This is a genomic window from Brucella sp. TWI559 (assembly GCF_039674265.1).
Classification (GTDB): Bacteria; Pseudomonadota; Alphaproteobacteria; order Rhizobiales; family Rhizobiaceae; genus Brucella; species Brucella chromiisoli.
Genome location: NZ_JBDJNE010000001.1, coordinates 775,855 through 797,427 on the forward strand (window position 1 = coordinate 775,855; position 21,573 = coordinate 797,427).

Here is a 21,573-nt window from a genome sequence, read left to right on the forward strand (position 1 = left end):
GCTCATCATCTGCTCTTATTCGAGTCGTGTCTTTCATGTCCGGTACTGTTCTGCTGATTGTCCTTTGCGGCGCGTTTTTCCACGCAAGTTGGAACGCTATTGTTAAAGGAGGGGGCGACAAGTTTTTTGCCGCTGCCTGTGTGGTCGGCGCAGCCGGACTGATTGCAGTTTTCTTTCTGCCCTTTCTGCCTTTACCGCATCCCTCAAGCTGGATCTATATTGCGCTTTCGACCATCACGCAGATATTCTACATGTCGCTGGTCGCCGCCGCCTATAAATCAGGCGATATGAGCGAAGCCTATCCGATCATGCGCGGAACGCCGCCTTTGCTGGTGGCGCTGGTCAGTGCACCGTTGATTGGCGAAACTATCGGTTTGGGTGGCTGGATTGGCGTTATGCTGATTTGCGCTGGCGTTCTGGCCATGGCGCTGGACGCGCGAAGGCGCAATGGTGGCACATCAAGCAGGACGGCTTTGCTTGCGCTTACAAATGCGGGGTTTATCGCAGCTTACACCATCATTGATGGTGTGGGCGTGCGGGCATCGGGGCATACTTTGTCCTATACGCTCTGGCTGTTTCTGGTGAACGCATTTCCACTGGCGGGCTGGGCTCTGTATCGTGAGCCGGATCGCTTCTTGCATTATATTCGAAACCACTGGCGGCCATCGCTGATCGGCGGTCTAGGCACTTTGCTATCGTATGGTCTTGCGCTATGGGCTATGACGATGGCCCCAATCGCTGTTGTTGCTGCTCTGAGAGAAACAGCTATCTTGTTTGGTATTCTTATTTCTGCATCCATTCTCAAAGAGAAAATTGGCTTGCCGCGTTTTCTGGCCGCAGGGCTGATCGTATTGGGTGCAATTACGCTGCGATTGGCTTAAAAAGCATTATGAGCCAGACGTCCCCCAAAACGAATATCAAAATTGGACATTCCGCTTGTCCGCATGATTGTCCCTCCACATGCGCACTCGATATTGAGTTGCTGGATGAGCGAACGATTGGCCGCGTGCGCGGCGCAAAAGACAATAGCTATACCGCAGGCGTGATCTGCGCCAAGGTCGCGCGCTATGCTGAACGTGTGCATCACCCGGATCGCTTGAAGCATCCGCTTATTCGCGCTGGTCGCAAGGGGGATGGCGAATGGAAACAGGCATCTTGGGAAGCAGCCCTTGATCTGATCGCCGAGCGCTTTCTCAAAGCCGAAGAGACATATGGCAGTGAAAGCGTCTGGCCTTATTATTACGCGGGTACGATGGGGCTTGTGCAGCGCGATTCCATCAATCGTCTGCGTTATGCCAAGCGCTATTCAAACCAGTTTGACAGTTTCTGCACCAATATGGCTTGGACCGGCTACTTTGCTGGCACCGGCAGCCTGACGGGGCCAGACCCGCGCGAGATGGCAAAGGCGGATGTGGTTGTCATCTGGGGCACCAATGCCGCCGCCACACAGGTTAATGTGATGACCCATGCGGTGCGGGCACGCAAGGATCGCGGTGCCAAGATCGTGGTCATCGACATCTACGCCAATGCGACTGTGCGTCAGGCCGATATGGGCATCGTGCTGAAACCTGGCACCGATGGCGCTTTTGCCTGTGCGGTTATGCATGTGCTGTTTCGTGATGGTCTTGGCGACTGGGATTATCTCAACCGCTACACCGACGATCCAAAAGGGCTGGAGGCCCATCTTTCAACCCGCACACCGGAATGGGCCGCTGAAATCACCGGCTTAAGCGTGGAGGAAATCGAGGCTTTCGCGCATCTGGTGGGCAAGACCAGACGGACCTATTTCCGTCTTGGCTACGGCTTTACGCGTCAGCGCAATGGTGCGGTTAACATGCATGCGGCGGCATCGATTGCCTGTGTCACTGGTGCTTTCCAATATGAAGGCGGCGGCGCATTTCATTCCAATGCGGGCATCTTCAAGATGGACAAGCGTGAGATCGAAGGCAGCACTATGCAGGATAAAAGCCTGCGTTTCCTTGATCAGTCGAAGATCGGGCGCATTCTCACAGGTGACAGCGAAGCGCTCTACGGCGGTCCGCCTGTGATGGCAATGCTGATCCAGAACACCAATCCGATGAATGTGACGCCTGAACAGCGCCTGGTGCGTCAGGGCTTTGCGCGTGAAGACCTGTTTGTTGCAGTGCACGAGCAGTTCATGACGGATACGGCCAAAATGGCCGATGTTGTTCTGCCTGCCACGACCTTTCTCGAACACGACGATATTTACCGTGGCGGCGGTCAGCAGCACGTGGTCTTAGGACCAAAACTGATCGAACCTCTTGCAGAGGCTCGCCCCAATGTCTTTGTTATCAATGGGTTGGCGGAGCGACTTGGCGTTGCGCATCTGCCCGGCTTTAACGTCGACGAACGCACATTAATCGACAATATGAACACCAACAGCGATCTTCCGCATTTCGATGAATTGAAGGAAAAGCGCTTTGTCGATATGCAACCACCCTTTGAGGAAGCGCATTATATCAAAGGCTTCAAATGGCCGGATGGCAAGTTCCGCTTCCGCCCGGACTGGACCGGTAGCCCTTCACCAAACAAACCGCCGGAAGTCATGGGGCTGCAAGGGCCGCATCATTCAATTCCAGAGTTTCCGGACTATTGGAATGTGATCGAGGCAGTCGATGATGAACATCCGTTCCGACTGGCCACATCGCCGGCGCATAATTTTCTCAATTCAACGTTTGCCGAAACACCCACCTCTCTTGCCAAAGAAATCCGGCCGGAACTTCTCATCCACCCGGATGATGCGGCTCAACTGGATATTGCGGATGGTGAGCGGATTGAAATTGGCAATCATCGCGGCGAGGTCGTGCTTCATGCCGTGCTGCGCGCCGGTCAAAAGCGCGGCGTTGTGGTGTCGGAGGGCATTTTCCCGAATTCGACCTTCGAGCGCGGTGAGGGGATCAATACGCTGATCGGTGCTGAGCCTGCTGCGCCATATGGCGGGCTTGCGGTTCATGACACCAAAATCTGGATCAGAAAGCTTTCATAAAATAAAAAACCGCGCTTAATGTAAGTTAAGCGCGGCTTTTGATTGTATCAGACCGGATTAGCCTGCGTAGTTCAGCTTAAGCTTCGAGAGACCAACAGCTGCATTGAGACCCTTCTGCCCTTGAAGCGAGATAGGCTGCAACGAGATGGTTTTCCATGAGCCGCCGGTCAGGATATTGGTGCCTGCGCCGATGCCAATTGCGGCATTTGCCGATGCGCCAACATAACGGCCCTTGAGCGCGCCCTCAGGGCGAACAGTTGGAGCCCACACCGCCCAAGCCATCGTGCCGCCATTGATGAAGCCAATATCAACGCCAATTTTGGTGATATTGCCTGTGTAATGCTCAATGGGACCACGGCCGCGAACGGGCTTGAATACGCAATTTACGTCCTGCTGGCTTCCAATGATCACACCAATTGCCGGGGAAATATCGCAAGTCAAAGTGCCAACTTCCGAACGCGGCTGTGTACGGCCTGAGCCGGGAGCGGCCACGAAGTCAGCGGCAAGTGCCGGAGCCGTCATTGCGATGCCTGAAGCAACGGCCATAGCTGACAGGAATGAAGTCGAAAAACGGAGAGACATGATTTTGTCCTCTAATAAACACATACTGAAAGAGACGCTTATGCGACTCTCATAGGGTTGCCGAAGCAGCTTCCCTTACGCACCCGAATTAGGGCATTTTCGCGAGAATTAAAGTTTTGTTAACGAAAAAATTGGGGTGTGATTAATTTGTCGCGCTTCATTGTGCATTGCCGGTCAGGCGCTGATTACCATTGCATCTTGTGACAGGCTCGTTTCCACGTCACCACCGGCAAACTTTTTGAGCGCCAAAGCGTAGACCTTGTGCTCTGCCTTCAGCACACGGGCAGCAAGCGTGCTTTCCGTGTCTCCATCAATAATCGGCACTGCGGCCTGCGCCAGAATCGGACCTTCATCCATGCCTTCCGTCACCAGATGCACGGTACAGCCAGCAAGCTTCATCCCTGCGTCAAGGGCACGCTGATGCGTGTGCAGGCCCGCAAAAAGCGGCAGCAGTGAAGGATGGATGTTGAGGATACGGCCCTCATAAGGCGCAATAAATTTTGCAGAGAGAAGCCGCATATAACCTGCAAGGCAGAGAATGTCCGGGTTTAATGCTGCAAGCGCTTCAAGGATTGCGCCTTCATGCGCTTCCTTGGAAGCATAATCCTTGCGGGTAAACACCTGTGTTGCAATACCTGCGGCTTGCGCTTTCGCAAGGCCGCCGGCATTAGGCTTGTCGGAAAAGACCGAGATAATTTCAGCCGGAAAATCGGGCGCCTGAGCAGCGCGGATCAGCGCCTCCATATTGGAGCCGCCGCCCGAGATGAAAATGACGACCCGCTTGCGGGTCATAGCGCCAAAGTGCCCTGATAAACAACGCCTTCGCCTTCGCGCTTGACCATGCGGCCGAGCGTAACAACGTTTTCGCCTTCCTTGGCGAGCGCGGCAACCACGTCTTCCACCTTGTCGGGCGAGACCACAGCAATCATGCCGATGCCGCAGTTAAACGTGCGCAGCATTTCGAGCGGTTCGACGCCGCCGGTCTTGGCAAGCCAGGAGAAAACGGCCGGAACATCGATTGCATCAAGATTGATTTCAGCCGCAAGACCATCTGGCAGAACGCGCGGAATATTGTCCGGAAAACCACCGCCTGTGATATGCGCCAATGCCTTGATGCCATCCGACGCTTTGATTGCTGCAAGCAGAGGCTTTACATAAATGCGGGTTGGCTCCAGCAGGGCTTCACCAAGCGTTGCGCCTTCCTTGAACGGCGCATCCGATTTCCAGCCAAGACCGGATATTTCAACGATGCGGCGCACCAGCGAGAAACCGTTGGAGTGAACGCCTGATGACGAAAGGCCGAGAATAATATCGCCTTCGGAGACATCGCCGCGCGGCAGCAGGCGATTGCGTTCTGCGGCACCAACCGCAAAGCCAGCAAGATCATAATCGCCATCGCGATACATTCCCGGCATTTCAGCGGTCTCGCCACCGATCAGCGCACAGCCAGCCTGAAGGCAGCCTTCTGCAATGCCGGAGACAATGGCGACACCCTGATCAGGCGACAGCTTGCCGGTCGCGAAATAATCGAGAAAGAACAGCGGCTCTGCGCCCTGTACGACAAGATCGTTCACGCACATGGCAACAAGGTCAATGCCAACGGTGTCATGCTTATCTGCATCGATTGCGATTTTGAGCTTGGTGCCAACACCATCATTGGCTGCGACCAGCACCGGATCGGTAAAGCCAGCGGCCCTGAGATCGAACAGGCCGCCGAAGCCGCCAATTTCCCCATCAGCGCCGGGACGGCGTGTCGAGCGCACAAGTGGCTTGATCTTGTCGACCATCAGATTGCCCGCATCAATATCGACGCCAGCCTCCGCATAGGTCAGTCCATTTTTTTGGGCGGGGTTATTTTCAACGGTCATGACCTGCTCCTGGAGATTGGGCGGGAATAATTAAGCGCGCAATGACATGAGATTGCCTGTCCTGCAAGGCCGCAGAGCCGGAAAAGCACAAAACAACGCAGGAATCTGCGGAAAATCACGACCCTGTGGGTTGCCAGCCACGTTCAAACTTGCACCGCGCACATCCATTGCAATCTTTCTGCGTTGGACTAACTATCATCCTCGCCCAGTGCTTATAACAATAGTAATATGATTATTTATCGGACAAGCTCACAACCTGCCTTTTCAGAGAATGGATGAATATGGCCAAGAAACCAGCGCCCGTGACCGATGCCACGAGCAAAACCATACAGCAATCGGATGCTGTGGCGCGTGATGGCGACATTCACGTCAATGTCGAAGTCGGTGGCTTCACCGGTTCGGTCGTGCGTCGTCAGGCCATGTTCTGGACATGTGCCATATTGGTGTTCATCCTGTTTTTGGTCGTGTTCAGCCCGGTTCTGCTGCCATTTGTGGCCGGAATGGCTTTGGCTTACTTCCTTGATCCGGTTGCGGACCGGCTGGAGAAGCTGGGATTGTCGCGGCTGGCCGCAACCATTTTCATCCTGCTCGTTTTTCTGATCATACTTGTGGTCGGGCTGATGATCATCATTCCGATTTTGGCTACGCAGCTCGTGGATTTGATCGGCAAACTACCCGATTACATTTCGCAGCTTCAGGCATTGATGGCGAATGAAAATTCCCAGTGGCTCAAGCGTTATATTGGCATCGACAGCTCAGTCATTCAGGAGAATCTCAGCTCGCTGCTCCAGCAAGGGGCTGGTTTTCTTTCCACTTTGCTGCAATCCCTGTGGAATTCGGGGAAATCTCTGATCGATATTGCAGGCCTTTTCATCGTCACGCCCGTGGTTGCGTTCTACATGCTGCTCGACTGGGATCGCATGGTTGATCGTATCGATTCATGGGTGCCGCGCAGACAGCTTTATACGGTTCGCAGTATCGCGCGTGACATGGATAAGGCGGTTGCAGGCTTTGTGCGTGGGCAGGGTACTTTGTGCCTCATCCTCGGCACTTATTATGCTATCGGCCTGACACTCGCAGGTCTTAATTTTGGCCTGCTGATCGGCTTTTTCGCCGGCGTTATAAGCTTTATCCCCTATATCGGATCCTTTATCGGACTGGCGCTCGCCATCGGTGTTGCGCTGGTGCAGTTCTGGCCGGACTGGATTGCGATTGTGGTTGTTGCAGGGGTGTTTTTCCTGGGCCAATTCGTGGAAGGAAATATCCTCCAGCCCAAGCTTGTTGGCTCATCGGTCGGGCTTCATCCGGTCTGGCTGATGTTTGCTCTGTTCGCCTTCGGTTCCCTGTTTGGCTTCACCGGAATGCTGGTTGCCGTGCCTGCTGCGGCGGCAGTCGGGGTGCTTGTGCGATTTGCGCTGAATCGCTATCTCCATTCTCCGATGTACGACCCGGCGTTTAAGCGTTCGCATTCCGATAAAGGGTTGTTGATCGAAGCTGGCGAGAATGCAGGCAAGGAAAAATGAAATCGAACTGTAACCCGGTTGAAAGCACAGGAGAAAGCGATGAGTGACGCCCCGCGTCAAATTCCGCTCGATCTCGTGCATCAACCCGGCTATCACCGCGAAGATATTATCGTCACGGGGTCGAACCGTGCTGCGGTGGATCTGATTGATCGCTGGCCGAACTGGGTTGCGCCGGTGGTGATCCTTGCAGGGCCGACAGGTGCGGGCAAAACGCATCTGGCAGAAGTCTGGCGTGCGGCAACAGATGCATTATTGGCCGATCCGAAAGCCATCAGCGATGATGTGGTGACGGGGGCGGCAGAATATCCGGTTTTGATCGACAATATCGGTGGAGCGGCTTTTGACGAAACAGGTCTGTTTCATCTCATAAACAGCGTCCGGCAGAACGCCGCCCTCGGACCGGGGCCGTCGCTTTTGATGACGTCGCGTCTTCTACCTGCCAACTGGAACGTCAAGCTCCCCGATCTTGCATCGCGTCTGAAGGCTGCAACAGTCGTGGAGATTTCAGAGCCGGACGATATGCTGCTTGGTGGCGTCATCCATAAACTGTTCGCCGACCGCCAAATCAGCGTCGAGCCGCATGTGGTGAGCTATCTGGTCAGCCGGATCGAGCGCTCACTTTTGTCGGCAATCCAGATTGTTGATCGCCTTGATCGCGTGGCCCTTGAACAAAAAACCCGCATAACCCGCACGTTGGCCGCACAGGTTTTGTCGGATAGCGGTCACGGTGATGAATGAAGATCGCCGTCACCGGAGCCAATGGATTTATCGGAAGCGCTGTTCTTGGACATTTGGCGCTAGAAGGCCATGCAAGCCTTGCTCTGTCTCGCAATGACCTTTCAAACCCCGACTTCTATGACGTGGATACGGTTATTCATTGTGCTGCCCTTGCGCATCGCACAGGGGCGGGCCGGCCACAGGCAGAGGCCTTTGATGCCGTTAATCATCGCCTGACAGTTGAACTTGCCGAAAAAGCCCGACAGGCCGGTGTGCGTCGCTTCATTTTTGTCTCGACGATCTACACGATTGCACAAAACCCATCGCCGCTTACGCCGGATATGCCGCTTGCCCCGCGTGACGATTATGGACGTGCCAAAGCCAAGGCCGAAATTGCTCTGCTTGCCATGCGTGGTATCGAAGTGGTGATTGCGCGTCCTGTGCTTGTCTATGGACCGGATGCGAAGGCCAATCTGCGCGCTTTGATGCGGCTTTGCGACAGCGGCCTGCCTTTGCCATTGGGCGCTGCCAACAATCGCAGAAGTTTTGTCTCACTGGAAAATGTGGCGCGCGCCTTGGTGTTTTTGGCCAGCGCACCCTCAAATGCAGTTTCGGGCCAGATCTTCCATCTTGCCGAGCCGGAACCGCGTTCAACACGCGCGCTTGTATCAAAAGCACGTGCCGCGATGGGGCGTCCGTCGCGATTGCTGCCGGTGCCAGCCATTTTTATGAATATTTTGCTGACGCTCGTCGGCAGGAAGATGCTTTATGAGCAGCTGTTCGGCGATATGGTCGCCGATACCGCATCATTGCTTGCAATTGGTTTTAACTATCTGCCGGGTGATCCCCAAATCGCAGCCATGGCGAAAGCTGCGCAGAAAGTTTAGTTCTTCTGTCCAACGGCCATCGGCGGCTGAATGCGTGTCTTCTGCACCACGGGCACCGCTGGGGCGGGCGCTTGTGGTTTTTTGGCAACCGATCCGGTGATCATCCCTGCGCTGTCAGGTTTGCTACGGCCACCGAGCAGCTGCTCTTCATGCACCCAGCCAATCATATTGGTCGAGGGCACAACAACACGGTGCCATCTACCTGTTTTGCCATAGGAGCGCATTTCGCGCCCTTTATCCACAGTGCCGATTGAAGGCGACTTATCCCAGGCATTTTTGTGAATGATAAGCTTCGTCTTTGCATAGACCACGGATGGCGAGTGTGCGGCTGCATTTGTGCCGCGCGGCGGCATTGGCAAAGCACGTGCAGAGGCCGGGGGCGGTGGGACGAGCTTCTGCGTTGGCATCGGCGGCTTAGGCGCTTGAATGGCGGCTTGCTGCACGGGTTTGGGCTGTGCAGGCGCAACGGGTGCCGTAGGGCGAGGGACAGGACCAACCGCGCCCGCATAATCTCTGGATTGCGTTTTCTTCTCGATCACTGCCCTTTCGGCAGGCAGTCGGGTCTCTGTCTTTGCAGGGGCAGAAGAGACGGTCTTTGGCGCACTCTGTTTGAAAAGCGCAGAAATGGCGGCTTGTGGGCTTTTATGTTGTGCCGTTGCCCACAGACTAAAAGCACCCAGACCCAATATTGCGCCGAGCGCCAATATTGGTGCGGATGAGCCTGAACTGGTTTTGCGCCCGCCTGAACGCCCACTTGAGCGTTTTGTCGGGCGGGAACTCCGTTTGCGCGGTGCCATTTCTATGTCCCCTGTCCTGCTCGTAACGGTGTCCGAATCGCGACAGGAAGACACTAGCTCGTCTTCCTTCGCATTTGGTTACTGCGGACAAGCCGAAACTAAACGGAGCGGGTGAGGCCACCATCAACGCGCAGATTTTGTCCCGTGATATAAGCGGCACCTTCAGAGGCAAGAAATGCAACGGTTGCAGCAATTTCTTCGCTGGTTCCGTAGCGCTGCAATGGCACGCTGTCGCGGCGTTCTTCGGTGGCAGGCAGGCTGTCGATCCAGCCCGGCAGAACATTGTTCATGCGGATATTGTCTGCTGCATAGGTGTCTGCAAAAACCTTCGTAAAAGAAGCAAGGCCTGCCCGAAAAACCGCCGAAGTCGGGAACATCGAGCTTGGCTCGAAAGCCCATGCAGAGGATATATTGATGATCGTGCCGGATTTCTGCTTTTGCATGTAAGGCACCACAAGGCGGCTTGGGCGCACGACGTTGAGGAAATAAGTATCAAGACCCTTGTGCCAGTCTTCATCGGTAATATCGAGAATAGGCGCACGTGGGCCATGACCGGCACTGTTGACCAATGTATCGACACGGCCCCATTTTTCGATTGCGAGATCGACGAGTTTCTTTAGATCATCCACCGACTGGTTGGAGCCGGTTACGCCAATGCCGCCCAGTTCTTTGGCAAGGGCTTCACCTTTGCCTGAAGATGATAAAATCGCGACCGCAAAGCCATCTTGCGCAAGACGCTTTGCAGATGCAGCACCCATGCCGCTGCCGGCTGCGGTGACTATTGCTACTTTTGGTACCGACATTTCGCTATCCTTATGGGGTGAAGATGAAAGGAACGTAGCGCAGCAGCTTGAAATCCCAAGTCAATTTTCTTGAATTTAAGGTTTCATGATGCTGGTGGACAATAAAAAACGCCGCTTGCGCGGCGTTTGTTAAAAGACAGTCTGATCAACTATTCCGGTTGAGACGACGTGCTTCCCGAAAAAGAGTCAGCAGATGCGGGCTCGTCGCGTTTCTGGCGCAATTCTTTTTGCTGAACGGCATCCCGAAATGCTGCCCATTCATTTTCGTGACGACGGTAAAGCGCATCTGAATTCTGCATATCCATTTCGATACTCCCGATTTTCGAGCCTCCGTTGACTTGACAAGCCAAATAACACGGACCGCGAAAAATAGTTGCATCACAAACGGTAAGCGATTGAAATCTTAATCGATTTATATGTTTTTAACTCGATTAAGTATCCGACAAATGTGGATATTAGACGCGCATTTCAGACTAAGGGATTAGTTCTCCTGAATGGAGACACCATTTTCTCCGATTTTCATCTCTATACCGGAAGGCTTCGTTTCTTCCTGATAGGTATAGACCGCGAATCCGGCCACGATGACGATAAGAGCACCTATAACAAGATAAAGACCGTTGCGATTCACTCTGAAACTCCTGAAAATGTGAAGATGCAACTGAAACGCCCCAGCCTGGTGATTTGTTCCGACTTTTTGTTCAAACCAAAAACGCCAATAAGCGTATGAATGTGAATAAAATTCGCAAAGGCACTTTTTATCGCTTGCTTTATTTCTGTCGATTAACTAGGGAAGGGCCGCTTACAAAGCACGGAGCGTAGCGCAGCCTGGTAGCGCACCTGATTTGGGATCAGGGGGTCGGAGGTTCGAATCCTCTCGCTCCGACCATTTTCTTCAAGACAGTTTGCAAAGATGAAGTATGTCGCAGTTAGATGCTGTGGCGTGCGCCTTTATCGCGTTGACATGATGTGATGTGTAAACTATTGCCTTGATGAAATTGTCGCCATTGATATGCGCGTCAGCAAAAGATTTGGATCAAGGTTCTTCAAATGGTTGCACGTATTTACCGTCCAGCTAAGACCGCAATGCAGTCTGGTAAAGCCAAAACAGAAAACTGGCTTCTGGAATATGAGCCGGAGAGCGCCCGCAAGGTTGAGCCTCTGATGGGCTATACATCATCCGGCGATATGAAGAGCCAGATTCGCCTGTCATTTGACAGCCGTGAAGACGCAATCGAATACGCGACCCGTAACGGCATTGCTTATCGCGTGATCGAGCCGCACGAAGTGAAGCGCCGCAAGGTTTCCTATTCGGATAACTTCAGCTTCTATCGCGCCCAGCCTTGGACGCATTAACAGCTTTTCCCGGCCTCATGCTTCATGCTATGGCCGGGTTCTGATGGTGAGGTCCCGTAGCTCAGCTGGATAGAGCACCGGCCTTCTAAGCCGTAGGTCACTGGTTCGAATCCAGTCGGGATCGCCATTACTTTTCAATCGTTTATTCGATGTTCGTGCGGGAGCAGTTTGCCGTTTTTTGGGGCGGTTTACAGAATAGTTGCTTTTCATCCTGCTGTTGCGTGCCTATTGGAGCGAAGCTGGATCGATAAAATGATGCTTCAACAAGATTGAAATGCATTCGAAGTCAGCGATTTCATCGTCATTTCGTTTTGGTATCAACATCAACTGCTTGTCTGGAATCTAACGGGAGCCGCACAGTGGATGGGTGGCGCATGAGGATTCTGCCCGCACCGGTATCTCCATGCAGGTGCTGGAGTTTCCCAAACAGGTGTCGCGGTATCAAGGCCGGCGGCAGCGACGACTTTCCGTTATGAGACATGAGTGGATGAGGTCCAGCCTTCGCCATCATTGTTCTCAGGTGTTGTCTGGGGACATATGGCATGTCGCCAAGCAACAGAAGCGCATGGCTCGCTCCGCGTCTTTTTACGTATTGTAATCCGCCCCTCAGGCTCTGGCTTTGCGTTGATGAGTTCTTGGGAAATAAAGGGCGTAAACCTGTGTGCCTGAATAGGCTTGCAACCGAAGGATCGCTTGCAACAATGACACCAAAACTAAATGGCAGCCCCCGGAGGGACGCTGCCACATGGGCTGCTAAGGGTTTTCCGTTATAGCGCGAAAGAAGTTTATTTCCGGCGCCAAACCGCCGGGATTTGCCAGCAGCCAAAACAAGTATTGCAATTTTTGCAGCCCCTCTCATTGCGCGTCTTCTGCATGCATGCCTGAAAACGCACCATCCGTCGCATTTTGCAATATATGCGCAAGCACCGATACGCCTAGCGTATGGGGATCACGAGTCGATGGAATAAGCCCGAGGGGAAAACGCAGCTTTTCGATATGCTCTGGCGAACAATCATGAGCGCCGAGCGTTTCGCATCGCTTCACATGGGCGCGTCTGCTGCCCTGCGCACCGACAAAAAATGCGAGGCTGCTGAGTGCCTTAGATAAAATTATCGGCTCGCGATCATGATCGTGAAAGAACGTTACAACGGCAGTTCTGTTGTCTATTTCGACATTCTCGGGCCAATTGTTTGTAACAAGAGGCGAGGCCCAGGAAAAACGCGTCAGCACGTTCGGGTCTGGCGAGAACAATTCTACCCGACAACCGGCAGCAAGCGCGAGTTCGGCAAAACATACTGTTTCCATGCCTGTGCCAAAAATCAACCCCCTGATCTGCGGCAGGATTGTTAATTGCAGGCCCACGCCGGCCGGATTAAGTGACAGAGTTCCGTCTTCCCCCAAGCTCAGCATGGCTGGCGTTCGTGCCTTGAGTTGCGCTGCAACGACACTCAAAAGCTGTTTGTCAGGAAACGGAAAAATCTGAATATCGAGCGCTCCACCACATGGGAGAGGAACATCCCAATAAGGCGAACCGCTGCCGTAACGCACGCGCATGGTTTTGCCGGTTTCCATGGCCTTTTTCGCATTGAGCGCGACACTTTTGTCGATGCAGCCGGAGGAAAGATTTCCCCAGCTGCGACCAGAGGCATCGATCACCATTGCAGCACCGCAACGGCGATAGGATGGGCCTTCCACACCCACGATAACGGCAAGAGCGCAACATTCAGCGGATAGGGCTGGCATCAAAGGAAAGTCATTTTCGTTGATCGAAACGGCGCGCACAGCCTCTTTCGTATCCGCGAATTCAGTTTGTCCCGTTGGCTTCATGCGCGTTCCCCGCTCTTTGCCGAAGTTCCCGAAAAACTCACTCACCCAACGCTTTTTTGATCTTTTCCGGTGTGACCGGCAAATGATAAAAGCGCTTGCCTGTCGCATCGGTGATGGCGTTTCCAATGGCAGAGACAATTGGGATCATGACCACTTCTGCCAAGCCTTTTGGCGGTGAGCTGTCAGAGAGTGGATCGAGATATTCCGCTGTCTGGGTCCAAACCGCGACATCCTTACTGCGTGGGAGCGTATAGCGATTAAAATTCCACGTCCCGTCACCCGGACCATCATCATAAAGCGGCAGTTCCTCCATCAAAGCATGGCCAATACCCATCGCGACACCGCCTTGCTGCTGGCCTGAAACCAGCTGTGGAACGATAATGCTTCCGGGATCAAGCAGGCTGTGATGCCGCATAATCTCCACTTCACCGGTAAAGCTATTGACGTTCAATTCCACAAGACAGGCCGCAGGCGTATAGGTTGTGACACCGGCATTGTTGCGCTGAACAGGCGGATAGTTGACGCTGCGGCGTTTGAGGAAATCATAGCCTCCGGTCGTCATGCGGCTTTTGAGATCGTCGGAAGCGCCATCGCCATAACGCACGGCGAGAAGGTCGACAGGCAATTCCCGTATTCCTGTGCCGGGTATATCAAATGCGGCAGTGGCCCATTCCCACCGGCTGAAACAATGAAGCGCTACACCGGTAATCAGCCCCATTTCATGCGCCTTTTTGGCAAGGCGTTCAAACGACAGTGTTTCCATGCCACTGCCGCCAATGCCGCCCTCCACAACACGAAGATCGCCGAGTGTCATCACGCCGCTCGCTATCTGCCCACCTGAAACGCCTTCGCTCCAGATCGCGCGGGCAGCAGGCCAGAGCGTATTTTCAAACAGGAATCGTGCAGCTTGCTGTGTGCCAAAACCAAGGAAATAAGCGCTGTTGGAGGCACTCATCGCCGGAAGTGTGAACGGCACCCAAAATGGGTCCTTCTCAAGCTCATCCTGTTGGGGCTGGGTGGTTGTGTAGGGCGAGAAATTGCTGACCATGGGCAGCTCAGCGAATTCAGTCACGCCAAATTCGACGACATCAGGCACCTTGCCCAACATTTTTCTGACCATAACCTGCTGTGCAGTCGTGGCACCAGTGCCGATTTCCTGCACACAATGGCGCATTGTCAATTGACCATTTGCGTCAAATTCGAGGGCTAAGGCACTTGTGTCTGCACCGGAGCCATAATCTTTTTGCACCTGCGCAAACCCAACCCCGTAAAGTCGGCCGGGATGGGCTGAATTATACTCGGCTCTGGCTTTTTCCCGGTTAAGCCACAGAGGGTGGTTTGCAGCACGATCAAGCATTTCCACATTGCGCAAATCGCCGAGCGGTTGTGCGCCCTGGGTGTTTTCATCACCGGCATGCATGGCATTGCGGCGGCGCAATTCCATGGGATCGATACCCAATTCATCCGCAATTTCATCCACCATCAATTCGGTGATGCTCATGACCTGAATGGTGCCATAGCCGCGCATGGAACCGGCTTCGACGGCTGGTGTCGCAAGCGCTATGGCTGTGAGGTCCGATTGCGGGAAATAATAGATAGATTGTGCGGCGGTGGCAGCAACCTGTGCGACTGAGAATGAGAAATTGGCCCGCCCGCCACCGTTGCAATTGTAAAATCCTTTCAGGATTTCAAACTTTCCGCTTTTGCGATCAGCAACGATTGTTACATCCATTTCGATCGAATGGCGTTTCATCCCCAGCTGAAACTGTTCGTAACGATCATTGGCCAACCGCACGGGCAAACCACCGCCATATAAACACGCGACGAGAGAATAGAAGGGGAAGATCGAATGATCTTTTGAGCCATACCCGACTGTTGTTCCCGTCAAAAGCTTAATCGTTTCCACGGGAAACTGCTTGTTGTCCTTGACGATCAATGCCGCTACCCGTGCCACTTCAAAAGGTGACTGTGCGGCGACAATCAAATGAAGCGACCGGGTGCTGGCGTCATACCAGGCGTTGCCGTTATCAGGCTCCATGGCACTCGGATCAATGGACTGCGAAAAGCCGTGCCGCTCCAACACAAATTTGCTGTCGTCCTTGCGTGCAGCATCAATGGCTTTTTCGATGTCGGCAGCCGCATTCATGCCGCGCTGCATTGGTTCATAGTTTTCACGCGCGACAGCAAGCGGGTCACGCACGCCACCACCGCCGCGATGTTTGGTGGTCACCGAAGTGGGGACGAAAACGCCCGTTGCGCTTTCTGATGGCCATGTTGGCGTGTTGCCGTCAAAGCCGCCCCAGATCACCGAATCCTGAATCGGCGAAAAAACAGATGAGGCTGACGGCGTATCCCCGCCGATGCGCACATAACGGGCCGCGCCGTAATTGGCTGGTGGCTTTGGTCCTGTTTCAGCACCATATTTCACCACGCTCGTTTCAAAGCGCAAACGGCGTTTGGCAGCATCAAAGCGATCAAAATCGCGGTAAATGAGCAGGGCAACCGGCTGTCCGAGCAAGGGCGCGGTCTCGCCCTTGGGCAAAAGAAAATACTTTCCATAAAAGCCTTCATCCAGCCCTTCGGGTTGCGGAGCCAGAATGCCATCGCGTTCAAGGTCTTCATGCAGGATCAGGCGATCAGGTTGTAAATCGGGACCCAGAACCGAGAGGTCCACCGTCTCAAATGCGCGATCGGCTTTAGTCGCCTTGATAAAAAAGGCATGCGCCTGATTTTTTGGCCAGCCTTCGAGATCGCGGGCGCGATAATCGCGTGAGAAGGTCTTGTCACCCGTTACCTTACGAATGGCATCCCAGCGGTAGCGTGCCTTTCCATCCTGGCCCAGCCAGTCAGACGCGCTTGGGCCGGATTGTACCTCTTCTGCATGTGCTGCGGGCAGGCGTCGAATCATCACAGCAATGCCGGCAATTGTTCCCAGCTTGATAAAATTACGACGTGAAATATGTGAATCCATTATGCCCTCCGGCGTGATCCGATAGCATTACAAAACAGCTTACAGTCTTTGGGTTTGGCCATGTATTTTTGTAGAAATTTCTTATAGCGGCGGATCTGTTTTTCCAGACCCGCCTCTTCTTAATCGACTGCGCTTTCCTGCGCCGCCACCGCTTGCGCAGTAACGGGTGTGCTTTGCCCACCCCATTCAGCTCTGATCCAGCTTATGAGTGCCGCAATCTCGGGGTCATCCATACGATGTGCAAAAGGCGGCATGGCATACATGCGCTGACCATTGGTGAAAGTCTGCGTTGGAATGCCGTTGACCACAACATTGATCAGTGTCTGCGGATTATCCATCGCAAGCGTTGCATTGCCCTTCATAGAGGGCGCCACATTCGGGATGCCTTCGCCGTTCACACCATGGCAGCCGGAGCAGGCCGATATGTAGGCAAGTCTGCCTGTATCCATAACACTTCCGGGGGCAGGGGACGCGGCTTCCGGTAAGGGCGCAGGTGGTGCAGAGGCTTTGGCGATATTGCCCTGTTCATCGGTCAACAGATAGGTTGCAATCGCCCTGACGTCGTCGGCTTCCATAACGCTTGTAGAAAAATGCGTCACGGTGTTCATGCCGGCAAACGAAGTGCCCTGAGGGGCGATGCCGGTTTGCAGATACTGGCTCAGTGTCTCGATATCAAAGCCATGTTTGGCCAGAGCTGCAGTGGTTATATCAGGGACAGCCATACCATCAACTTCCCCACCTTGCAGAGCGCGGGAAAAGTCGCTGCCCATCATGATATTGCGTGGCGTATGGCAGGCACCGCAATGGGCAAGACCCTCGACAAGATAAGCGCCACGGTTCCATTCTGCCGAACGCTGTTCATTATGCGGTGCTTTGCGATCCGGGAAGTTCAGCAACGTCCAGAAGTTCATAAACGGGCGCACTGGCAGCACGAATACGCCGGTGTTTTCCTTGTTGGCCACCGGCATGGCAGGGATGCTCATCATATAAGCATAGAGCGCATCCAGATCGTCAGGCGTAGTGATATGTGTATCGACAAAGGGCATTGCCGGATACAGATTGCCCTTACCCACCGCTATTCCATCGCGCAGCGCGCGATGAAAGTCCGCACGTGTGTAATTGCCGATACCATACTGCTTATCCGGGGTGATATTCGTGGAATAAACAGTGCCAAATGGTGTGCCGATTGCCACACCACCTGCCGCCATTGGCCCTTCGGGCAAAGAGTGGCAGCCAAAGCAATCGCCAGCCAGTGCAAGTTCGCGTCCCCGCGGGATCAGATCTTTCATCTGCTGCGGTGACATCGCTTGCTCTGCCTGTGGAGCAACGCTCGACATGCGGAAAAGGCCAAACAGAATGGCAAGCGCAACCACTGCGCCCAACACGATGATGGCTAAGATCGAATTACGCAATCTATGGCTTTTCATCGTTGGAACTCCTATCCGATCACGCAACCGGGTGTGGCAAGCGCCACATCGCGGATGGCTTCATAATAACGCACATAGCCTGTGCAGCGGCAGATATGGACGTCCAGCGCTTCTTCTATGGCGCCTTCAAGATCTTCGCGCCGGACAGGCTGGCGCTTGAGTTGATCAATGAAAACAGTCGCTCCCGCCACAAAGCCCGGCGTGCAATATCCGCACTGGAAAGAGAAGTGGTCAATGAAAGCCTGCTGAATGGGTGTCAGCTTCAAAACCTTGCCATCGGCATCCGTTTCGGCCTGACCTTCGATTGTGATGATCGATTTCTCGTTGAAGAAATGAGCATCGTAAATGCAGGTACGGCTTTCTGTTTTGCTGCCGTCAGGCTGCAATTCCATGACAGTGCAAGCATGGCAAATACCTTGACCGCAACCAAAATGCGTTCCGGTCAAATCCAGATATTCATGCAGAAAATCAATCATTGGCATGCCAACCGGAACCTCAACCGGGCCGATTGGCTTGCCATTGATAGTCAGCGACAACGGACGTTTTTCGATGCTCATGACAAGGCCCTCTTTATCTTTTCCGGTGTGATCGGGAATTCATAGAACCGCTTTCCGGTGGCATGGGTAATCGCATTGCTGGTTGCCGGCAAAATCGGGATCATGCCCAGTTCAGCCATGCCCTTGGGGGGCGATGTCTCTGACAGTGGTGGAAGATAATCCGTGGTCTGGTTCCAAACTGCCACGTCTTTGGCGCGGGGGAGCGTGTAGCGATTGAAGTTCCATGTGCCATTGCCGGGACCATCATCATAAAGCGGCATTTCTTCCATCAATGCATGCCCCAGCCCCATCGCGGTGCCGCCTTGTATCTGGCCCGATACCAGTTCCGGCACAATCATCGTGCCCGGAGCCATCATCATATGATGGCGCATGACCTGCACCTGACCGGTAAAGGCATTGACATTGAGTTCAACAAGGCAGGCTGCTGGGGTCACAGTTGTGGGATCCGCACCCGCACGTTTTGTGGGCGGGTAATAGGCGATCTTTCGTTTGATAAACTCATAACCTGCTGTGGTCATTCGGCTTTTGAGTTCCTCAGACGCACCATCGCCATAGCGCACGGCAATAGCATCAAGCGGCAGCGTTCTGTTGCCAACCGTTGGAATATCGAATTCAGCCCTCGACCATTGCCAGCTACTATAGGCATGAACAGCCACACCGGTGATCAGTCCCATTTCGTGGGCTTTTTTTGCCAGTCGCTCAAACGGGATCGGCTTCATACCGCCGCCACCGATACCATCGGGCCCGACACGAATGTCCGACAGCTCCACATTGAGGCTTTGAAGCGGACCACCGCCAACCCCTTCGCTCCAGAGCGCCTTTGCGGCAGGCCACAGGCTGTTTTCGAGCAGGAAACGTCCAGCCTGGCGCGTTCCAAAACCAATATAATAAACCCCGCTGGAAGAGCTCATGTCGGGGATCAGCGCAGGCGTCCAGTACGGATCACTCTTGGCGAGCTCGTCCTGTTTTTTCTGATCGGCATAACTGGTGTGTAGGGGCAGTTGCTCAAACTCGGTCACGCCGAAATCGACAATATCAGGCGCCTTGCCCAATGCCTGCCAGATCATCACCTGCTGCGCTGTGGTGCCGCCGGTTCCGATTTCCTGCACGCAATGACGCATGGTCAATTGACCATCCGCATCAAATTCAAGCACCAAAGCGGTTGGAACGCCACTGGAACCATAAACCTGCTGTACCTGCGAAAAGCCCACGCCATAAAGTTTGCCGGGGTTTGCTGCTTCAAATTCCGCCTTGGCTTTCTCGCGGTTTTGCCAGAGCGGGTGTTTTGCTGCCAGATCAAGCATTTCAACATTGCGCGGGTCGCCGGCGATAATGCCACCCTGCGTATTGGGATAGCCTTCCAGAATTGCATTGCGACGGCGCAGCTCAATCGGATCGATTTTGAGCTCATTTGCAATTTCATCGACCATCAGTTCCGTCACGGCCATGGATTGCAGCGAACCAAATCCGCGCATGGAACCGGCCTCAACGGCGGGTGTCGCCATGGCCAGCGCCGTCAAATCGGATTTAGGAAAATAGTAGATCGATTGTGCGCCACGCGCTGCCACATGTGAAACCGCAACAGACAGATTTTCACGACCACCGCCGTTGCAGCTGTAAAAGCCTTTGAGCACCTCAAACTTGCCCGTCTTGCGGTCTGCAAGGATGGAGACATCCATCTCGACGGCATGGCGCTTCATGCCCATCTGGAACTGTTCATAACGATCATTGGCCATGCGGACGGCACGGCCATCGCCATAAAAACACGCTGCCATCGCATAGAACGGAAATACGGAATAATCTTTCGATCCGTAGCCGACGGTTGATCCGGTCAGAAGAACGATGTTTTCGACCGGAAAAAGCTTGTTGTTTTTGGCAAGCATCGCAACGGCATTCACAATGCCGGTCGGCGATTGCGTTGCGGTCATCACATGCATGGTTTTGGTGGATGCATCATACCACGCATTGCAATTGTCCGGTTCCATCGCGCATGGATCGATGGATTGCGAAAAACCATGCCGCTCCAGCACAAACTTGTCGGGATTGTTGCGCGCGGCATCAATTTCATCGGAAATTGCGTGGGCATAGTCCATGGCAATACCCTGTGTATCCGGCTTTTCATCTGCGCGTTGCAGCGCTTCAATGAAACCGCCGCCTCTGTCTTTGCGAATGACAGGCGGAACGGCGACCGCTTTTTCGGGCGCATAAGGCGGCCAGACAGGCGTATTTCCGTCAAATCCACCCTTGATTCCAGCATCCTGAAATGGCGAAAACTTTGACGCGTCATAAGGTGTGTCGCCGCCAATACGCACATAGCGACCGGCACCGTAATTGGCTGGTGGTCTGGGGCCGGTTTCTGCGCCGTAAACAACCGCACGGTCTTCAAAGCGCAAAAGCCGCTTTGCAGCATCGAAGCGATCAAAATCCTTATAAATCAGGATAGCAACGGGATGCCCCAGAATGGGTGGTGTCTCACCTTTAGGCACCAGAATATTGTAGCCGTAAAAGCCTTTTCCCATATTGGTATCCTGCGGGATATTCAGCCCGTCGCGGGCCAGATCTTCCTGCAGGAGAAGCTTGTCTGGTTGCAGATCAGCACCAAGGATGGAAAGGTCAACGCCTTCAAAACTACGGTCTGCTTTGGTCGCCTTGAGCATGAAGGCATGGCTTTGCTGTTTCGGCCATCCCGGAATGTTGCGTGCACGATAGTCCCGTGCAAAATTCTTCTGCCCTGTCACCTTGCGCACGCCATCCCACCGGAAGCGCGCCTTGCCATCCTTGCCGATCCAATCCGTCGATGTCGGTCCCGAATGGACTTCCAGTGCGTTTGCAACAGGAACGCGTCCAAGCATGATGGTTATGCCAGCAACACTGCCAAGTTTGATAAAATCGCGACGCGAAATGCCTGAAGCCATGCGTAATCTCCTCAGCACAAGGTTCCGGACGCCAGCGGGTTGCCCGGAAGAGCTTTCGTAAAACAGTTCCCGCCGGTGGGCATACAGACCACTAGTATTCGAGTTGTCTCCGGGTCGTTGTTGACTTCTTTTTTTCAGATCCGTCGGACTCTTTGCGCGCGCCATCCTCCTGTTCTTCGAACAAAACGCCGCCGAGTGCTGCGACAAGGATCATAAATCCTGTGCCAAGAAGCCACGACAAATACCAAGGCCCGTAATCACCCAGAATAATGCCAACAAGAATGGCTATGACCGCGATGATCATTGCCAGCACAAAACGCCAGAATACGCTCATCATGG

Annotated in this window: 20 protein-coding genes and 2 tRNA genes; 8 read left to right on the plus strand and 14 right to left on the minus strand. The window is 53.8% G+C overall.

Annotated elements, in window-relative coordinates; translation table 11 throughout:
* The first annotated feature begins 35 nt into the window (after positions 1-35).
* Both ABE530_RS03670 and ABE530_RS03675 read left to right on the plus strand, forming a co-directional pair.
* The gene (locus ABE530_RS03670; protein ID WP_265983319.1) at positions 36-881 is read left to right on the plus strand and encodes an EamA family transporter; all 846 of its coding nucleotides are present in this window, start codon (positions 36-38) and stop codon (positions 879-881) included.
* A gap of 8 nt (positions 882-889) precedes the next feature.
* Positions 890-3,007, plus strand: coding sequence for a molybdopterin oxidoreductase family protein (locus ABE530_RS03675; protein ID WP_499693600.1), 2,118 nt, complete (start codon positions 890-892; stop codon positions 3,005-3,007).
* A gap of 57 nt (positions 3,008-3,064) precedes the next feature.
* Here the strand turns inward: ABE530_RS03675 and ABE530_RS03680 are convergent, their stop codons facing one another.
* The 3 genes from ABE530_RS03680 to purM all read right to left on the minus strand — a co-directional run bounded on the left by ABE530_RS03680 (position 3,065) and on the right by purM (position 5,457).
* Positions 3,065-3,589 (minus strand): DUF992 domain-containing protein, encoded by a 525-nt coding sequence (locus ABE530_RS03680; RefSeq protein ID WP_265983322.1) that lies wholly within the window; start codon positions 3,587-3,589, stop codon positions 3,065-3,067.
* A gap of 174 nt (positions 3,590-3,763) precedes the next feature.
* Positions 3,764-4,381, minus strand: coding sequence for a phosphoribosylglycinamide formyltransferase (gene purN, locus ABE530_RS03685; protein WP_499693601.1), 618 nt, complete (start codon positions 4,379-4,381; stop codon positions 3,764-3,766).
* Positions 4,378-5,457: a phosphoribosylformylglycinamidine cyclo-ligase gene (gene purM / locus ABE530_RS03690; protein ID WP_499693602.1), complete on the minus strand. Its 1,080-nt coding sequence runs from the start codon at positions 5,455-5,457 to the stop codon at positions 4,378-4,380. Before purM ends, purN begins: the two co-directional genes overlap by 4 nt.
* 281 nt (positions 5,458-5,738) lie before the next feature.
* Between purM and ABE530_RS03695 the strand changes: the two genes are divergently transcribed.
* The 3 genes from ABE530_RS03695 to ABE530_RS03705 are packed head-to-tail and all read left to right on the plus strand — an operon-like array spanning position 5,739 to position 8,584.
* Complete coding sequence (locus ABE530_RS03695; RefSeq protein WP_265983327.1) at positions 5,739-6,980, plus strand: AI-2E family transporter; 1,242 nt, start codon at positions 5,739-5,741, stop codon at positions 6,978-6,980.
* Positions 6,981-7,019: 39 nt separating this feature from the next.
* A complete protein-coding gene (hdaA, locus tag ABE530_RS03700; RefSeq protein WP_265983329.1) occupies positions 7,020-7,718 on the plus strand; it encodes a DnaA regulatory inactivator HdaA in 699 nt (232 codons plus the stop codon).
* Positions 7,715-8,584: an NAD-dependent epimerase/dehydratase family protein gene (locus ABE530_RS03705; RefSeq protein ID WP_499693603.1), complete on the plus strand. Its 870-nt coding sequence runs from the start codon at positions 7,715-7,717 to the stop codon at positions 8,582-8,584. The genes hdaA and ABE530_RS03705 overlap by 4 nt, the downstream gene beginning before the upstream one ends.
* On the opposite strand, the gene ABE530_RS03710 is transcribed toward ABE530_RS03705, so the two are convergent.
* From ABE530_RS03710 to ABE530_RS03725, 4 genes are all read right to left on the minus strand, one after another.
* On the minus strand, positions 8,581-9,381 hold the full coding sequence (locus ABE530_RS03710; RefSeq protein WP_499693604.1) for a hypothetical protein: 801 nt from the start codon (positions 9,379-9,381) through the stop codon (positions 8,581-8,583). The genes ABE530_RS03705 and ABE530_RS03710 overlap by 4 nt on opposite strands.
* 98 nt (positions 9,382-9,479) lie before the next feature.
* Positions 9,480-10,184, minus strand: coding sequence for an SDR family oxidoreductase (locus ABE530_RS03715; RefSeq protein WP_499693605.1), 705 nt, complete (start codon positions 10,182-10,184; stop codon positions 9,480-9,482).
* A 149-nt stretch (positions 10,185-10,333) separates the two neighbouring features.
* Entirely contained in the window at positions 10,334-10,489 is a 156-nt protein-coding gene (locus ABE530_RS03720) for a hypothetical protein (protein ID WP_396996901.1), read from the minus strand.
* A gap of 176 nt (positions 10,490-10,665) precedes the next feature.
* The gene (locus tag ABE530_RS03725; protein WP_265983337.1) at positions 10,666-10,812 is read right to left on the minus strand and encodes a hypothetical protein; all 147 of its coding nucleotides are present in this window, start codon (positions 10,810-10,812) and stop codon (positions 10,666-10,668) included.
* Between the two features lie 181 nt (positions 10,813-10,993).
* Here ABE530_RS03725 and ABE530_RS03730 point away from each other — a divergent pair.
* From ABE530_RS03730 to ABE530_RS03740, 3 genes are all read left to right on the plus strand, one after another.
* Positions 10,994-11,070: transfer RNA gene (locus ABE530_RS03730), tRNA-Pro, on the plus strand.
* A 161-nt stretch (positions 11,071-11,231) separates the two neighbouring features.
* Positions 11,232-11,537 carry an ETC complex I subunit gene (locus ABE530_RS03735; protein ID WP_265983338.1) on the plus strand — a complete coding sequence of 102 codons (306 nt, stop codon included), beginning with the start codon at positions 11,232-11,234 and terminating at the stop codon, positions 11,535-11,537.
* Between the two features lie 50 nt (positions 11,538-11,587).
* Positions 11,588-11,664 (plus strand) — tRNA-Arg (locus tag ABE530_RS03740).
* Positions 11,665-11,838: 174 nt separating this feature from the next.
* On the opposite strand, the gene ABE530_RS03745 is transcribed toward ABE530_RS03740, so the two are convergent.
* From ABE530_RS03745 to ABE530_RS03775, 7 genes are all read right to left on the minus strand, one after another.
* A complete protein-coding gene (locus ABE530_RS03745; protein ID WP_499693606.1) occupies positions 11,839-12,396 on the minus strand; it encodes a nucleotidyltransferase family protein in 558 nt (185 codons plus the stop codon).
* Positions 12,393-13,364: an XdhC family protein gene (locus ABE530_RS03750; RefSeq protein WP_499693607.1), complete on the minus strand. Its 972-nt coding sequence runs from the start codon at positions 13,362-13,364 to the stop codon at positions 12,393-12,395. The genes ABE530_RS03745 and ABE530_RS03750 overlap by 4 nt, the downstream gene beginning before the upstream one ends.
* Before the next feature lie 37 nt (positions 13,365-13,401).
* Entirely contained in the window at positions 13,402-16,335 is a 2,934-nt protein-coding gene (locus ABE530_RS03755) for a xanthine dehydrogenase family protein molybdopterin-binding subunit (RefSeq protein ID WP_499693608.1), read from the minus strand.
* 119 nt (positions 16,336-16,454) lie between these two features.
* Positions 16,455-17,762: a c-type cytochrome gene (locus ABE530_RS03760; protein ID WP_499693609.1), complete on the minus strand. Its 1,308-nt coding sequence runs from the start codon at positions 17,760-17,762 to the stop codon at positions 16,455-16,457.
* A gap of 11 nt (positions 17,763-17,773) precedes the next feature.
* Positions 17,774-18,319 carry a (2Fe-2S)-binding protein gene (locus tag ABE530_RS03765; RefSeq protein ID WP_396996910.1) on the minus strand — a complete coding sequence of 182 codons (546 nt, stop codon included), beginning with the start codon at positions 18,317-18,319 and terminating at the stop codon, positions 17,774-17,776.
* Positions 18,316-21,234 (minus strand): xanthine dehydrogenase family protein molybdopterin-binding subunit, encoded by a 2,919-nt coding sequence (locus tag ABE530_RS03770; protein ID WP_499693610.1) that lies wholly within the window; start codon positions 21,232-21,234, stop codon positions 18,316-18,318. The genes ABE530_RS03765 and ABE530_RS03770 overlap by 4 nt, the downstream gene beginning before the upstream one ends.
* A 91-nt stretch (positions 21,235-21,325) precedes the next feature.
* On the minus strand, positions 21,326-21,568 hold the full coding sequence (locus ABE530_RS03775; RefSeq protein ID WP_499693611.1) for a hypothetical protein: 243 nt from the start codon (positions 21,566-21,568) through the stop codon (positions 21,326-21,328).
* Between the last annotated feature and the right edge of the window lie 5 nt (positions 21,569-21,573).